The organism is Micromonospora sediminimaris (assembly GCF_016863575.1).
GTDB lineage: Bacteria > Actinomycetota > Actinomycetes > Mycobacteriales > Micromonosporaceae > Micromonospora > Micromonospora sediminimaris.
In genome coordinates, this window is sequence record NZ_BOPD01000024.1 from 68,753 (window position 1) to 83,924 (window position 15,172).

Here is a 15,172-nt window from a genome sequence, read left to right on the forward strand (position 1 = left end):
CGGTGGGTCAGCGGGCGGCCGCTCCGGCCGGCTGCGGCGGGGCGGCGATCAATTCGGTCAGCTCGGCCGCGATCGCCACGACTGTCGGTTGCTGCCAGAACAGCGAGGCCGGCAGCACCTGGCGGTACGTCTTCTCCAGCCGTCGCCGCACGATGACGGTCATCACCGAGTCCAAGCCCTGCTGCACGAGGGGCAGCCGCGGGTCCAGTGACTCGGCGGGGAGCTTCATCTCCGCGGCGATCGCGGCGCGCACCTCGTCGATCAGGCGTTCGCGCAGTTCGTCCGGATCCATTCCGGCCAGCGACCCGCCGGCCGCTCCGGACTGGTCGGCCGGCCCGTCCGGCGCGTCCGGCACCACCGGGTACCGCAAGCCGGCGAACTGCGCGACGATCGTGCCGTCGGGCGCGCTGACCAGGACCGAGGCGGTGTCCTCCCGGGAGGCGTCGCGGATCACGTCGATCACCGCCACCGTCGGCGGCGCGCCGGCCATCTCGACCCACTCGGCGCCGTCGACCAGGCGCAGTCGGGGCGGGCCGGGGAAGACGACAGGTGCGATGGAAACGGCCGCGTCGACGATCGCCGCCCAGCCGCCGGCCGACTCCGGGAAGCGGACCCGTGCCCGCAGGCCGCCTTCGGCGGTGATCAGACGGTCCACCGTCCAGGGGAAGGCGGTGGCCGGCACTCCCACGGCGGTCAGGTGGGCGGCGACCAGACCGACGTCGGCGACCACACCGCCGGCCGGCGGTGTGGCCACCGTGCCGGCGAGCGGGTCGTTCGCCGGCACGGCCCGGGCGGTGGCGTGGGTCAGCCACGGCGCCGGGTCGCCGTTGGCCGGTCGGGAGGCGAGCCGCAGCTGGCCCTCGTCGTCGACCACCTGGATCTCCTGGCGCACGTGGGTGGCGAGCGGGACCCGCATCGACAGCTCCCGCAACGCCACCGGAGCACCGTCGCGGGCAGCGGCGGCGAGGAACGTGGCGACGAGCACCGCCGCCGGCACGAGTTCCGCGCCCTGCACCTGGTGGCTGCCCGGGTACGGGCGGGTGGCGTCGGTGAGCACGGTGTGCCAGAGGCGCAGCTCGCTGCCGGCCACACTGGTCGGCGTGCCGAGCAGCGTGTGCGACCCGATGTCGTGCCCGCCCGCGGTGCCCGGCGGCTCGGGCTCACGCCAGTGCTCGCGGTGCTGCCAGGCGTAGTGGGGCAGCTCGACGAGCCGGCCCTGCGGTGAGTGGCGCGTCCAGTCGAGCTCGACGCCGTGGCAGTACGCTCCGGCGACTGCCGCCACCATGGTGCGGTGGCCGGGGGCGTGCCGCCGCAAGGTCGTTCCGATGTACACGTCGGCGATGTCGGCGTGGTCGGCGGTCTCCCGCAGCGAATGGGCGACCACCGGGTGCGCGGAGATCTCCAGGAAGGCGCGATGTCCGTCGGCCAGGGCGGCCTCGACCGCATGGACCAGGCGTACCGGGCGCCGCAGGTTGGCCGCCCAGTAGTCACCGTCGCAGCTGGGCGTCGCGCGCGGGTCGTCGAGCACCGTCGAGTACATCGGCACCACGGCCGGTGAACGGTCCAGGTCGAGCACCGCGGCGCGCAACTCGTCGACGAGCGGGTCCATGTGCGGGCTGTGGAAGGCCACGTCGGACTGCACCCGGCGAACGGCGATCCGATCGGCCGGCCACTGCTCGATGATCTCGTCCACGGCGGCGATGTCGCCGGAGACCACCGTGGCGGCGGGGGCGGAGGCGATGGCCGCGACCAGGTTGGCGCGGCCGACCAGCCGTTCGGCGACGTCGGCGAAGGGCAGGGTCACCATGGCCATCGCGCCGCGCCCGGCGGCACGGCGTAGCAGGGCGGAGCGGCGGCAGATCAGTCGGGCGCCGTCGACCGGGCTCAGTACGCCGGCGGTGACGGCGGCGGCCACCTCACCGACGGAGTGGCCGATCACCGCCGCCGGTCGCACTCCGTACGCCCGCCACACGGCGGCGAGACCGAGATGCATGGCGAAGGTCAGGATCTGGATCCGGTCGACGCCGCCGAGTTCCGCGGCGCCGAGGGCGGTGCGGAGCGAGAAGCCCGCCTCCTCGGCGACCACCGGCTCGATCTCGTCGATCGCGGCGGCGAACGCCGGCTCGTGACTGAGCAGGTCGCGGCCCATTCCGGCCCAGTGCGACCCGTGCCCGGAGAACACCCACACCGGGCGTACGGAGCGGCCGCCCGGTGCGACCCCGGACACGGTGCCGGCGTCCGCCTGATCGTCGGCGAGTTGGCGCAGCGCGGCGGCCAGTCCGCTGCGGTCGGTGCCGGTGACCACGGCACGGTGGCTCAGGTGGGCGCGTCGGTGTGCCAGGGTGTGTCGGAGGTCGGCCAGGTTGGTCCGGTCGTCGGCGGCGAGCCGGTCGGCGAGTCGGCTGGCCTGCGCGCGAAGGGCGGCGGCGGAGCGGGCGGACAGTGGCACCATGGGTTGGCCTGCGTCGTCGTCCGCGGTGTCGGTGGACGGCAGCGTCGGGGCTTGTTCCAGGATCACGTGGGCGATGGTGCCGCCGTACCCGAAGCCGGAGACGGCGGCCCGGCGGGGCCCGTCGCGACGTGGCCACGGCAGCGGGCTGGTGACCAGTCGCAACCCGGTGCCGTCGCCGTCGACGGCGGGGATCGACCGGCCGCGCAGCGGGGTGCCGGGAATCCGGTCCCGATGCAGCGCGAGGATCGCCTTCATGAGTCCGGCGACGCCGGCCGCGCCTTCCAGGTGGCCGATGTTCGACTTGATGGACCCGATCAGACAGGGCCGCTCCGGCGGTCGGCCGGCGCCGTAGACCGCGGAGAGCGCGCCGGCCTCGACCGGGTCGCCCAGTCGGGTGCCGGTGCCGTGTGCCTCCACGTAGTCGACGCTGTCCGGTGTGACGCCGGCGCGGGCGCAGGCGCGGCGGACGACGTGCTGCTGGGCCTCTCCGGAGGGGGCCATGATGCCGTCGGTGCGTCCGTCCTGGTTGACCGCGCTACCGATGATCACTGCCAGCACCCGGTCGCCGTCCCGGACCGCGTCGTCGAGTCGCTTGAGCACCAGCACACCGCAACCCTCGCCTCGGCCGTAGCCGTCGGCGTCGCGGTCGAAGGACTTGCTGACCCCGTCGGGCGCGAGCGTGCCCGCAGCGTCCAGCGACACGTTCTGCCCGGGCGCGAGCACCAGGTTGACGCCGCCGGCCAGAGCGACGGTGCTCTCGCCGAGCAGCAGGCTCTGGCAGGCCAGGTGGACCGCGACCAGCGACGCCGAACAGGCGGTGTCGACGGCGACACTCGGTCCGCGCAGGTCCAGGGCGTACGAGATGCGGTTGGCCAGTGCGCAGGTGGCCGCGCCGATGCCGGTCCATGCCTCGACGGTGGGCAGGTCCTCCAGCAGCCGGTCGCCGTAGTCGGTGGTACTGACTCCGACGAAGACGCCGGTGTCGCTGCCGGCCAGACCGGTCGGTGGCAGGCCGGCGTGTTCCAGCGCTTCCCAGCCGACCTCCAGCAGGATCCGCTGCTGCGGGTCCATCTCGGCGGCCTCGCGTGGGGTCAGGCCGAAGAACTCGGCGTCGAATCCGGCGATGTCGTCGAGATAGCTGCCGGCGGTCACCGTCTCCCGCAGGACCGCCTCGTACTCCGGGCCTCGCTCGCGGTACGCCCGCCACCGCTGGGTGGGGATCTCCGCGTTGGTCTGTCCCCCCTTGAGCAGTAGTTCCCAGAGGGCGTCGGGGCTGTCGACGTCGCCGGGCAGCCGGCAGCCGACACCGATGACGGCCACCTGGAAGGGGCGGCCGGCTGGGTCATCCCGGGTCATCGTCGTACCTCCGTGGGTCGGTGGCGGCTTCCGGGCCGGTCAGAGGCCGTCGGGGGTGTGCAGGATGCGCAGCACGGCTGCGGTGAACTCGACGCCGGGGCCCATCGCGAGCCAGAGCACGTGGTCACCGGCCGTCAGCTCACCGGTACGCAGCAGGTGGTGCAGGGCGAGCAGGTGGTCGCTGGCGCCGCAGTGGCCGATCATGCGGCCGAAGTCGAAAGTGGATTTCTCCATGCCGAGGCCGAGTGGCGCCATGCAGCGCTGCTCCACCACCTCGCGGGAGTAGTTCATGAAGGAGACCCGGGTCAGGTCGGTGGTGTCGATGCCGGCTTCGGCGAGCGCCTGCTCGGCCACGGTCGTCATGGTCTCCTGTGCCTCGCCCAGCACGGCGAGCACGGGCGTCTGCTCGGTGATGTGGTAGAAGAGCCGCGCGCCGAAGTCGAGATCCTTGCCGAGGGTCGCGCCGGGCGGGAACATCGGCTCGCCGCCGCGGTGGACCTCCTCGGCCTCCGGCACGGTGATCGAGCAGACCGACAGCAGCTCGGCGAAGCCGCTCTCGGTGCTCAGCACCACCGCCGAGGCGGCGTCGCCGAGGATGAACCCGAGGTTGGTCCGCCAGCGGTCCAACAGCGGGGTCCCGTAGTTGTCGGCGGCGACCAGCATCGCGGCCGTGCGTTCCGGCTCGGCCTTGAGGTAGCTCGCGGCCAGTTCCAGCATGGTGAACATGCCGTTGCAGCCCTGCCGGATCTCGCTCGCCCGGGGCACGCCGCCGAGCAGGTAGTGCTGAAGGTACGCGTGGGCGATCCAGCCTTCGGGGCCCTGGTGCCAGGCGGCCGCGTAGAGCAGCAGGTCGATGTCGCCGCGATTCAGCTCGCTGGTTTTCAGGGCGTCCTGTGCGGCGCGGAGGGCCATCTCCGGCGCGGGCAGGTCCCCGGCGACGGCGGCGCCTCCGAGCTCGTGGGTCTCGATGTCCTCCTCGGGATACCAGCCCTGGGCGACGGCGTGTTCGACGGTCACGGTCTCAGGAAGGTAGGCCCCGATCCCACGAATGTACGTTCCGGCGGTGCGCATCGAGTTCACTCCTCGGGGCGAATGATCTTAGGATCTTTACTTTAACAATATATAGCGTCTGATGTGGGGGTCAATGCTCGTCGATTGCGCCGGGGGCAAGGCTCTCGTCCCCGCGGACCAGCCCGGAGAGCAGCGACACGAACGAGAGCTTGGGCGGCAGGCTGCGGTCGGGATCCACGATGGCCTGAGCCCGCAGGTGCAGTTCCTCCTTGCCGTGCGCGCCGTCGTAGAAGAACCGGACCAGCTCCAGCAACTGGCCGAGGAAGTCCCGGTACCTGTCCTCGTAGTCCTTCATCACGTGCCGTTCCTTGTCCGGTGCGGTGAGCGTCTCGTGGACCGCCTTCGCCACGCTGCTCGCTCCGCGCATGGCCAGGGTCACCCCGGAGGAGAGCAGCGGGTCGATGAACGCGGCCGCGTCGCCGACCAGGACCCAGCCCGGGCCGGAGAACTGCTGGCAGGTGTACGACCAGTCGCGCGCCGCGCGATAGATATCAACCCGCTTCGCGCCCGAGGTGAGCCAGGAGACCTCGGACGACTCCGCGATCTGTTTTTCCAGCAGTTGCTCCGGCGACAGCCCGGAGGCCACCAGCCGATCGCTGGTCGTGACGTAGCCGATGCTGGTCAGCTCCGGGCTCAGCGGCGCGTACCAGAGCCAGCCCTGCCGGCAGCTCTCGGTCAGCAGGTCCCCCTCGTGCTCACCCGGGTAGCGCAGGGCGCCCTGCCAGTAGCTCCACACGGCCACGTTGCGCAGGTCGTCGTACCAGTCGACAAGCCCGAACCGGCGACCCAACCAGCGATGCTGGCCCGCGGCGTCGACCACAATCGTCGCCCGCGCCGACACGGAATCCGACTCGCCCTTGAACTGATAGCGCACGCCGGTGACCCGGTCGCCGTCGGTGAGCGCGTCCCGTACGGTCGCCCCCTCGATGACGTGCACACCAAGCTCCCGCGCCCGGTCCAGCAGCATCGCGTCGAACTCGGCGCGCCGGACCTGCCAGGCGTACTCGTAGCGGCCACCCCGGACCTCTCGGAAGCGGAACGACCAAGGCTCCGTCTGGTTCTCGCCCCACAGCAGACTGCCGCCGTACTTGACCTGGAACCGCAGCTCGGCCATGCGGTCGAGCAGTCCCAACGCGGTAAGCGTCGGGACGATGCCGGTGATCAGCGACTCGCCGACGTGGTAGCGGGGAAACTTCTCACGCTCCACCAACAGGATCCGGTGCCCCTCCAGCGCGAGAAGACCGGCGGTGCACGCCCCCGCGGGGCCGCCACCGACGACTATGACGTCGTACTCGGCACCGGGTTGTCTCATGGCACCTGCTCCTCCTGCTCGCGTACGTCGGACCGCCGGCGGGGCTCAGCCGGCCGGCGTGAACGCGACCGGCAGTCTCGTGAGACCGCGGAACATCGTTCGAGGCTGGTAGACCAGTTCGTTCGGGCTGACAGCCAGGCGCAGGTCCGGCAGCGCGGCCATGGCGCCGAGGGCGGTACGCAGCTGAAGCCGGGCGAGGTACGACCCGAGGCAGTAGCGCATGCCCGCTCCGAAGGACATCGACGGCACGGGTTCGCGGCGGACGTCGAACTCGTCGGGTCGGTCGTACCGCCCGGGGTCCCGGTTGGCCGCACCGGCGAGGACCACCACGACGTCGTCGCGGCGCAGCCGCCGGCCGTGCAACTCGACGTCGGCGGTCAGCTGCCGGGTGTTCGACTGCACCGCCGGGTCGAAGCGCAGACATTCCTCGACCGCCCGGGGCACCAGGTCCGGCCGTCGGCGCACCGAATCCAACTGCTCCGGATGGTCCAGCAGGCTGAGCAGGCCGTTGCCGAGCTGGCTGGCCACTGTCTCGTGGCCGGTGAAGATGAAGGTGACCACGGTGCTGACGATCTCGTTGCGGCTCATCCGCCGGCTCCGGTGGGCGGCGAGCATCAGGGCCAGCAGGTCCTCACCGTCGTCGCGCCGCTCGGCCAGCGCCCGCTCCACATAGTCGGCGAACTCGGCGATGGCCGCGTGCCCGCGCCGCATGTCCTCGGCGGTGGCACCCCGGTCCAGCGTCCGGCCCACCGCACGCGACCAGCGGCCGACCGCGTCGGCGTCGCCGGCCGGCAGGCCGAGCAGCCCGAGGACCGCGCGCAGTGCCAGCGGGTAGGCCAGATCGGCCACGACATCCATCGTGCCGACGGCCCGCGCCGGGCGTAGCAGGTCGTCGACGGTGGCCTCGACCATCGGCTCCAGGCGGCGCAACGCCGACGGCGAGAAGGCCGGGCCGACCACCCCACGCAGGCGGCCGTGGTCCGGCTCGTCCTGAAACAGGATGATGTCGCCGACGATCCGGCTGAGCAGGCCGGGCCCGACCAGGTCGGTCCAGAATCGACGGATGCCCGTCCGGGCGAACCGATCGTCGCCGAGCACCGCGCGGACGTCGGCGAAACGCGAGACGTACCAGACCTGGTGGGCGCCGCGGTGCACCGGATCGTGGCGGAGCAGCCAGTGGTACGACGGGTACGGGTCGCGCCGGACGTCGACGGCGGTCGGATCGAACGCGGTCACGGCATCGGCCAACACGAGGTTCTCCCTCCGGTGGCTGGTCACGCTGTCCGCCGGACGGGCCGGCGGACAGCGTGAGCCGGCTCAGTTGGCGATGTGCTCCACGAGGCGTCGTACCGTCTCCGCCGGTGTGGGCAGCGCGCGCATCTCCTCGCGTACCTCCCGCGCCGCCGTGCGCATCGACTCGTCCTCGATCAGCCGCCGCAGCAGGTCGGCGTCGACCTTGTCGGCGGTGCTCACCAGGCCGATGCCACGCCGGCTGACCGCCTCCCGTGCGGTGTGCTGGAACTGGTCGCGGGGGTCGGGTGCGAGCAACTGCGGCAGGCCCGCGTCGATCGCGGTCATCACCGTGCCGCCACCGCCGTGGTGCACCACGGCGGTGCAGGTCCGCAGCAGGGTGTGCAGCGGGGTCCAGCCGACCGCGCGCATGTTCGGCGGCAGCTCGCCCAACGGGGTGATGTCGAGGTCGCCGAGCGCCAGCACGAAGTCTGCGTCCACCTCGGCGGCGGCGGCGATGATGGGCGCCACCGCGCCGATGCCGAACGCCTGGAGTTCGATGGTGCCCATCGTGATGGCCACCTCCGGGCGGGGCGGGGACGCCGGCAGCCGGTCGCCGAGGACCGCCCCGCCGCCGTACGGCACCCAGCGCATGAACCAGCCCTCCGGCTCTGCCTCCAGCAGCAGGCTCGGCGGGAACGACTCGATCGTCACGCTCGGCTTGGGCAGGGTGACCTGGTGCTTCTCCATCAGGTCGGTCAGGAATGAGGCGATGGAGGCGTGCATGCCCCGGGTGCGCCAGGCGCTCTGGTTGCGCTGGATGGCGGGTACCCCGGCGCGTGCGGCGGCGAGCAGCCCGACGGTCGCGCCCTGCTCGTAGACGACCAGGTCCGGCTTGAAGTCGTCGGCGAGGGCGATGGTGCGGTCCACCAGCGGCCGGTTGACGGCGGCGATCTGCACCCCCCACTCCTCCAGGTCGATGGCGGGGCGGGTGGCGACCGTCTCGGCGAACCGCGGGTTGTCCTTGGCCACCTGCTCGAAGACCTTTACCGCGCTGTAGTCCGGGGCCACGTCCACCACCTCCAGGCCGGCGGCGGCGGCCTTCTGGGTGTGTTCGGCCAGCGCGATGACCACGTCGTGGCCGGCGGTGCGGAAACTCCAGGCGAGCTGGACCAGGGGGAAGAGGTGACCGATACCGGGGGAGGAGACGAACAGGACGCGCATGTCGGTGCCCTTCGGGTCGAGGTGACGGCTGGCGTGGTTCACCAGCCGGATCTGATCGTTTCGACGACGTGGGAGCGGTCCTCCGCGGTGAGCCACCAGCCCACCGGGATGTAGACCACCCGGTCGGCCACCGAGTCCAGGCCGGACAGGTGGGCTCGTGACGACGCCATGCAGCTGTGCGCGTCGTTGCGGCGGGAGATGACACTGCTGGCGATGCCGGCCTCGTGCAGCCGGCGCATGAACGCGGCACGGTCGCGCACCTTCAGGGGGTACACCCAGAACGAGGGCTCCCGGTCGTCGGCGCGTTCGGTGTGTTCGACGCCGTCGAGACCGGTCAACTCCTTGTCGTAGTAGGCGGCGTTCTCCCGGTGCCGGCGCAGCAGTTCGTCAACGTGTTCCAGGTTGGACAGGCCGATCGCGCCGCCGATCTCGTTGAGGACGAAACGGTAACCCCATTCGGCCACGTCGTAGTCGCCGGTGATCCGGTCCGAGGCTCGCTCGATGCCCAGCCACCGGCGCAGCCGCAGCCGCTCGTGCAGGTCGTCGTCGGGCAGCACGACCAGTCCGCCGCTGCCGGTGGTGAGGGTCTTGATCGCCCCGGTGCTGAACACGCAGACGTTGCCGTGCGTGCCCAGCGGGGTGCCCCGGTAGGTGGCGCCCCACGCCTGAGCGCAGTCCTCGATGATCAGCGGCCGGTGCCCGTACCGGGCCGCGGCCTGATCCACTATGGCGGAGAGCCGGTTGAGGTCCACCGGGTATCCGAGCCAGTGCACGACCACTATGGCCCGGGTGGCCGGCGAGATCTTGGCCGCCAGATCGTCCAGGTCGACGTTGAGCGTCGCCGGGTCGACATCGACCCAGCGCACCCGCAGCCCGTTGGCGAGGGCCGGCCAGTTGGTGCCCTCGAAGGTCAGCGGGGTGCTCAGCACCTCGCCCGGATCGGCCTGAGCGGCCTGCCCGGGCCCGGGGCGGGCGGCGAGGCTGAGGGCCAGGTGCAGTCCGGCGGTGCCGCAGTTGACCGACACGACGCGGGGGTTGCCGATGCGTTCGCCGACCGCAGCCTCGTACTCGGCCACGGTCGGCCCGTGCTCCAGACGCCCGCTGTGCAGCACGGCGGAGACGCGTCGGCCGACGTCCGGTGACATGGCGACCTTGGACAACGGGATCATCGCGCCCCCCTCGATAGGTGCCACATGATTCTCAAGTGATTAATGAGGGTGGTCAAGGGCGGAAGGGCGCCCAGGGGTGCTAACCGTTCTTCCTGATTGCGGACCTCGTATCGCCCCACGTCGCATGCTTCATAAATCTATATCGTGTAAGGGTGGTTGCCGGATGGTGGATCCGGCCCGGCACAGGGAGGTACGGGTGGCGTCGCTGCATGTCCGGCTCGGCCGGACCGGCCTGCGGGTGAGCCGGGTCGCGATCGGGACCGTCAACTTCGGCGGTCGGGTCGACGAGTCCGACGCCCACCGGCTGCTCGACCACGCGTGGAACCGCGGGGTCAACCTGGTCGACACCGCGGACATCTACGGATGGCGCGTACACCGTGGCTGGACCGAGGAGATGATCGGCCGCTGGCTGGCCAAGGACCCGTCCCGCCGCGACTCGGTGGTGCTGGCCACCAAGGTGGGCAATCCGATGAGTGACAACCCCAACGACCGGGGGCTGTCCGCCCGGCATGTCGTCGCCGCCTGCGAGGCGTCGCTGCGTCGGTTGCAGACCGACACCATCGACCTCTATCAGATGCACCAGGTCGACCGGGAGGTCGGCTGGGACGAGATCTGGCAGGCCATGGAGCAACTGGTGCGCCAGGGCAAGGTCCGCTACGTGGGATCCTCCAACTTCGCCGGCTGGGACCTGGTCAGCGCACAGGAGGCCGCCCGCCGGCACCGGCTGCTCGGTCTCGCCAGCGAGCAGTGCGTCTACAACCTGGTCAGCCGGTACGTCGAGTTGGAGGTGCTACCGGCCGCCGCAGCCGAGGGCATCGGCGTGCTGGTCTGGTCGCCGCTGCACGGTGGCCTGCTCAGCGGTGTGCTGCGCAAGCGGGCGGAGGGCACGGCGGTGAAGTCCGCCCAGGGGCGGGCCGCTGAGGGGCTGGCCCGGCACCGCGCGGCGCTGGAGACGTACGAGCGCTTCTGCGCCGATCTCGGACGGGACCCGGCCGAGGTCGGCATGGCCTGGGTGCTGCACCGGCCGGGAGTGACCGCGGCCGTGGTCGGTCCCCGTACCCCGGAGCACCTCGACGGTGCCCTGCGGGCGTTGGAGCAGCCACTGGCGGCCGACGAACTGGCCCGGTTGGACGAGCTGTTCCCGCCGCCGGGGCGCGGCGGTCCGGCACCGGACGCCTGGATGTCCTGACCTGAACCCGTCCCGCACCGGTGCGGGACGCGACCACGGACGGAGTCGACCGGTGGCCCATCTGCTCTTCGTCAACGTGGCCAGCCACGGCCTGGTCCTGCCCACCCTGGCGGTGGTCACCGAGCTGGTCCGGCGTGGACACCGGGTCAGCTACGTCACGGCAGGCGGGTTCGCCGCGCCGGTCGCGGCGGCCGGCGCGACCGTGGTGCCGTACGCCTCGGAGATCATCGACGCTGACGCCGCCGAGGTTTTCGGCGCCGACGACCTCGGTGTCCGACCGCACCTGATGTATCTGCGGGAGAACGTGTCGGTGCTGCGGGCCACCGCTGCCGCGCTCGACGACGACGTCCCGGACCTGATCCTCTACGACGACTTCCCGTTCATCGCCGGGCAGCTGCTGGCCGCCCGCTGGGATCGGCCGGCCGGCCGGCTCAGCGCCGCCTTCGCCTCCAACGAGCACTACTCCTTCTCCCGGGACATGATCGAGTTGGCCGGCACGATCGACCCGCTGGACCTCCCGGCGTTCCGGGACACCCTGGCGGCGTTGCTCGCCGAGCACGGTCTGACCCGGTCGGTGGTCGCGTGCTGGCAGCACGTCGAGCAGTTCAACCTGGTGTTCGTGCCGAAGGCGTTCCAGATCGCCGGGGAGAGCTTCGACGAGCGGTTCGAGTTCGTGGGGCCCTGTTTCGGGCAACGACGTTTTCTCGGGCGGTGGACACCGCCCGTCGGCGACCTACCGGTCGTGCTGGTGTCGCTCGGCACCACCTTCAACGACCGGCCGGAGTTCTTCCGCGACTGTGCCCGCGCGTTCGCCGACCAGCCCTGGCACGTGGTGATGACCCTCGGCGACCAGGTCGACCCGGCGCAGCTCGGCGAACTGCCGCCGAACGTGGAGGCGCACCCGTGGGTGCCGCATGTGGAGGTGCTGGAACGGGCGAGTGTCTGCGTCACGCACGGTGGCATGGGCACCCTGATGGAGGCGCTGCACTGGGGACGCCCACTGGTTGTCGTACCGCACTCCTTCGACGTGCAGCCGATGGCCCGCCGGGTCGACCAGCTCGGTCTCGGTGTGCTCCTGCCGGGGGAGAAGGCCGACGGGCAGGAGCTGCTCGCCGCGGTCGAGCGGGTGGCCGGCGACCCTGCGCTGGCGCAGCGGGTGGCGGCGATGCGGGAGCAGGTGCGGCAGGCCGGCGGCGCGGTACGCGCCGCCGACGCGACCGAGGCGTATCTGTCCCGGCGCCGCTGACGCCGGCCGGATCAGCTGGCCGTGGGGACCGGAGCGGCCGCCTCCGCGACGATGTCGTCGTGCAGTTGACCGGGCAGCGCCTGCTCCGTCAACAGGGTGCGATACCGCTCGATCAGCGGCACCTCGGCCGGCCGGGCGGCCAACCACGAGCCGACCAGCCGGGCGCCCTCGACGTAGGTGGTGGAGTACGCCCGCCACAACGGATCGACCAGGAAGGTGACGATCTGCTCGGCCCGGTCCCGGGGCAGCAGCAGCCACCGGTGCAGGTAGGCCACCACGTCGTCGGGCGGTACGCCCCGGTCATGCAGCAGGATCGCCGCGTCCTGGCGAGCCGGCATGAGCTGGTTGACCAGTGCGACCAGCCGTTCGACCAGCTCACCTTCGACGGTGACGCCCTGGTCGGTCAGCAGTTCGCTGGTCCACCGGCCCCAACCGGGGCCGAGCAGGGCGGTCGCACCGTGCTCGGCGGTTCCCTCGGCCATCAGGCACTGTGGCGTGTTGACCAGGGCGATCCGGTGCTCGTCCCAGCCCCGCTGCCGGACCAGGCCGGCTTCCTTGAGACAGTGCTCGGCGTGGTGACCGGGGTACGCCTCGTGCGTCGCCATCAACGGCAGCACCGCGATCGTGCGGCCCGCCGTCTCGTTCAGGGTCACCGTGGAGCGGAACCCGCCGTGGTAGCGGTTGAACGCGTTCCATGGCCGGTCGCGGACCACCTCGATCTCCACCTGCTCGGCAGTGGGCAGCCCCAGCAGCGGCCGGGCACGCTCACGCAGCGCGTCGGTGACGGCCCGTACCGCCGGACCCAGTCGATCCGGCGGCACCACGTTGCGGGCGTAGAACTCCTCCACCCGCTCCATCAGCGTGCCGCTGCCGGGCAGCAGCGCGCCGATCGCGTCATGCACCGCCGCGTACCGCTCCGGGTCGCCGAGCCCGATCTCGACGCCGAAATAGGTTCGTACCTCGTCGAGGAAGCCGATCGGCTCACCGGCGGCCCGCCGGGCGGCGCAGTGCACGGCCCGCACCTGGGCGGTGAGGAACCGCCGGCGGTCGGTGTGCAGGTCCGCGTCGGACAGCCGGGTCAGCAGCTCACCGGCCTGCCCGGCCAACGTCGCCGGGGCGGGGACCGGCTCGGCGGCGACCCGGGCGGCAAGCGCCGGATCGCCGAACCAACAGTCGACGTAGCCGTCGACCAATCGACCCATCCGCAGCCCGAGCGTGAGGTAGTCGGCGACGACCTCCTCGGCGGTGCTCACCGCTCGTTCCTCAGGCGGACGTCGCCGAGGTCGGCCAGGCCACCGAGCGAGGGCAGGGCATCGGCGGCGCGCACCCGTGGCCCGCGCGGCGCCGCGCCGGTGGGGCGTCGGAACAGCAGGGGTACGACCGCAGCGTCGGCCAGCAGCCGTCGCTGCACCCGCTGCCAGCACGCCACGGCCTCCCGGGGATCGGCGGCGTCGACCGCCTCCTCGACCATCCGGTCGATCTCCTCGTCGCGGTGGCCGCTGGGCCGTGCGCCATCCACCAGCGGCTGGAGGAACACCCGCGCGTTGCCGTACCCCCACGGCGCCGTCCACGACGTGGTGCTGACGTCCCAGCTTTGCGCCGGTGCGCCTGCGGCGCCGGTGAGCAGCGCCCGGTGCGTCGCCTCGTCCAACGCCACCAGCCGTACCTCGATGCCGGCCGTGGCCAGGTCGGCGGCCCAGGCGCGGGCCAGGGCCAGCTCCTCGGTCCGGTCGGGGCACACAGCGGTCAGGACGAGTCCGTCCGGATGACCGGCGGCGGTGAGCCGCTCGCGGGGGGTGCCGTGCACCGGTGGGGCGGCCGGTGGGTCCGGCGGCAGGTGTCCGTCGTTGCCCGGCGGCACCACGGTGTACGCCTCGCGAATCGCCGACCACGGGTCGTCGGCGCGGGCGATCCGGGCCAGCGCGGACCGGTCGATCGCGTCGGCGATGACCCGCCGCACGGCTGCCGTGGCCACCGCCGGGTTGGCCGGGTCGCGCAGGTTGAACACCAGGAACGGGTCGGCCCGGTACCCGCTCACCTCGCCGACGGGCACCCCCCACGGCAGGTCGGCCACGTCGGCGGCGAGCTGGTCGGCCAGCCGGCGCGGACCGTCGTCGGAGACCCGGAACTCCACCGCGTCGAAACGCTGGTGCCGCACCGGGTCGCTCTCCGGACGCCAGGTGGGGTTCGGTTCCAACCGGATGGTCTCCCCGGGCTGCCATGCGGCGACCCGGTACGGCCCGCTGGCGACGAGATGCGCGTGCAGTTCGGGGCTGCCCGGCAGGTACGCGTCGTACTCGGCGGGGGCCGGGGAGGTGCAGGACAGGGCGAGCATGTCGGGAAAGTCCAACGCCGGGCGGACAAGTTCGATGACGACCGTCTCGTCGTCGAGGGCGAACACGCCGGGCAGATCGTGCGCGTCGGCGAAGCCGGCCAGCAGTGCCGCGGAGACCGGCTGACCGGCGACGGCGGCGGCGTACTCCGCGCAGTACCGGTCCATGCCTCGTATCGTGCTGCGGAAGTAGGGCAGCGCGGGATGGCGGGTCACGGGGTTGGCGAGCCGCTTGAAGCCGCGTACGACGTCGTGAGCGGTGATCCGCCTCGGCTGCGGGGTGTCCCACCACACGTCCGGGCGCAGGTGTGCCACGTACGAGCGGTGACTGGCGCCGAGCCCGGCGTTGTAGGTGGACGGCACGTCGACGGCCAGGTCGCCGACCGGGCCGAGGGCCCGCCAGTCGGTCGGGTCAGCCGCCCCTCGGTAGCTGACCAGTTGCCGCGTGGTCAGCCGCAGCAGTTGGCGCTCGGCCGGGGACCAGGCGGCGGCCGGGTCGGCCTGATGGACGGCGGTGGTACCGAGCAACCGCAGGATGTTCCGCTGCCGGGTGCCGGGTGTGCTGATCGTGGTGCTGCGTGCCTGGGTCAC

9 protein-coding genes and 1 pseudogene are annotated in these 15,172 nt (G+C 72.1%); 2 read left to right on the forward strand and 8 right to left on the reverse strand.

Going from position 1 to position 15,172, the window contains the following annotated elements:
• Positions 1-7 precede the first annotated feature (7 nt).
• From Vse01_RS19780 to Vse01_RS19805, 6 genes and pseudogenes are all read right to left on the reverse strand, one after another.
• Positions 8-3,808 carry a type I polyketide synthase gene (locus tag Vse01_RS19780; protein ID WP_093409554.1) on the reverse strand — a complete coding sequence of 1,267 codons (3,801 nt, stop codon included), beginning with the start codon at positions 3,806-3,808 and terminating at the stop codon, positions 8-10.
• Positions 3,809-3,847: 39 nt separating this feature from the next.
• The gene (locus Vse01_RS19785) at positions 3,848-4,879 is read right to left on the reverse strand and encodes a ketoacyl-ACP synthase III family protein (protein WP_093409788.1); all 1,032 of its coding nucleotides are present in this window, start codon (positions 4,877-4,879) and stop codon (positions 3,848-3,850) included.
• A 70-nt stretch (positions 4,880-4,949) separates the two neighbouring features.
• The gene (locus Vse01_RS19790; RefSeq protein ID WP_093409551.1) at positions 4,950-6,191 is read right to left on the reverse strand and encodes an NAD(P)/FAD-dependent oxidoreductase; all 1,242 of its coding nucleotides are present in this window, start codon (positions 6,189-6,191) and stop codon (positions 4,950-4,952) included.
• 45 nt (positions 6,192-6,236) lie between these two features.
• Positions 6,237-7,519: pseudogene (locus Vse01_RS19795) on the reverse strand (cytochrome P450); the annotation flags it as partial.
• Positions 7,509-8,645: a nucleotide disphospho-sugar-binding domain-containing protein gene (locus tag Vse01_RS19800; RefSeq protein WP_093409782.1), complete on the reverse strand. Its 1,137-nt coding sequence runs from the start codon at positions 8,643-8,645 to the stop codon at positions 7,509-7,511. The pseudogene Vse01_RS19795 and the gene Vse01_RS19800, both read right to left, overlap by 11 nt.
• Before the next feature lie 38 nt (positions 8,646-8,683).
• A complete protein-coding gene (locus Vse01_RS19805; RefSeq protein ID WP_093409549.1) occupies positions 8,684-9,814 on the reverse strand; it encodes a DegT/DnrJ/EryC1/StrS family aminotransferase in 1,131 nt (376 codons plus the stop codon).
• Between the two features lie 163 nt (positions 9,815-9,977).
• On the opposite strand from Vse01_RS19805, the gene Vse01_RS19810 reads away from it, so the two are divergent.
• Both Vse01_RS19810 and Vse01_RS19815 read left to right on the forward strand, forming a co-directional pair.
• Positions 9,978-11,003, forward strand: coding sequence for an aldo/keto reductase (locus Vse01_RS19810; protein ID WP_093409546.1), 1,026 nt, complete (start codon positions 9,978-9,980; stop codon positions 11,001-11,003).
• Between the two features lie 52 nt (positions 11,004-11,055).
• Positions 11,056-12,249: a macrolide family glycosyltransferase gene (locus tag Vse01_RS19815; protein WP_093409542.1), complete on the forward strand. Its 1,194-nt coding sequence runs from the start codon at positions 11,056-11,058 to the stop codon at positions 12,247-12,249.
• A gap of 11 nt (positions 12,250-12,260) precedes the next feature.
• Here the strand turns inward: Vse01_RS19815 and Vse01_RS19820 are convergent, their stop codons facing one another.
• Both Vse01_RS19820 and Vse01_RS19825 read right to left on the reverse strand, forming a co-directional pair.
• Positions 12,261-13,502, reverse strand: a complete 1,242-nt coding sequence (locus Vse01_RS19820) for a DUF885 domain-containing protein (RefSeq protein ID WP_093409539.1) — start codon at positions 13,500-13,502, stop codon at positions 12,261-12,263.
• Complete coding sequence (locus Vse01_RS19825) at positions 13,499-15,172, reverse strand: ABC transporter substrate-binding protein (RefSeq protein ID WP_093409537.1); 1,674 nt, start codon at positions 15,170-15,172, stop codon at positions 13,499-13,501. The genes Vse01_RS19820 and Vse01_RS19825 overlap by 4 nt, the downstream gene beginning before the upstream one ends.

Coding starts and splice junctions, on each gene's coding strand:
- Vse01_RS19790 (WP_093409551.1), bottom strand. CDS start 6,191: ATGAGACAACCCGGTGCCGAGTACGACGTCATAGTCGTCGGTGGCGGC.
- Vse01_RS19800 (WP_093409782.1), bottom strand. CDS start 8,645: ATGCGCGTCCTGTTCGTCTCCTCCCCCGGTATCGGTCACCTCTTCCCC.
- Vse01_RS19780 (WP_093409554.1), bottom strand. CDS start 3,808: ATGACCCGGGATGACCCAGCCGGCCGCCCCTTCCAGGTGGCCGTCATC.
- Vse01_RS19810 (WP_093409546.1), top strand. CDS start 9,978: ATGGTGGATCCGGCCCGGCACAGGGAGGTACGGGTGGCGTCGCTGCAT.
- Vse01_RS19785 (WP_093409788.1), bottom strand. CDS start 4,879: ATGCGCACCGCCGGAACGTACATTCGTGGGATCGGGGCCTACCTTCCT.
- Vse01_RS19805 (WP_093409549.1), bottom strand. CDS start 9,814: ATGATCCCGTTGTCCAAGGTCGCCATGTCACCGGACGTCGGCCGACGC.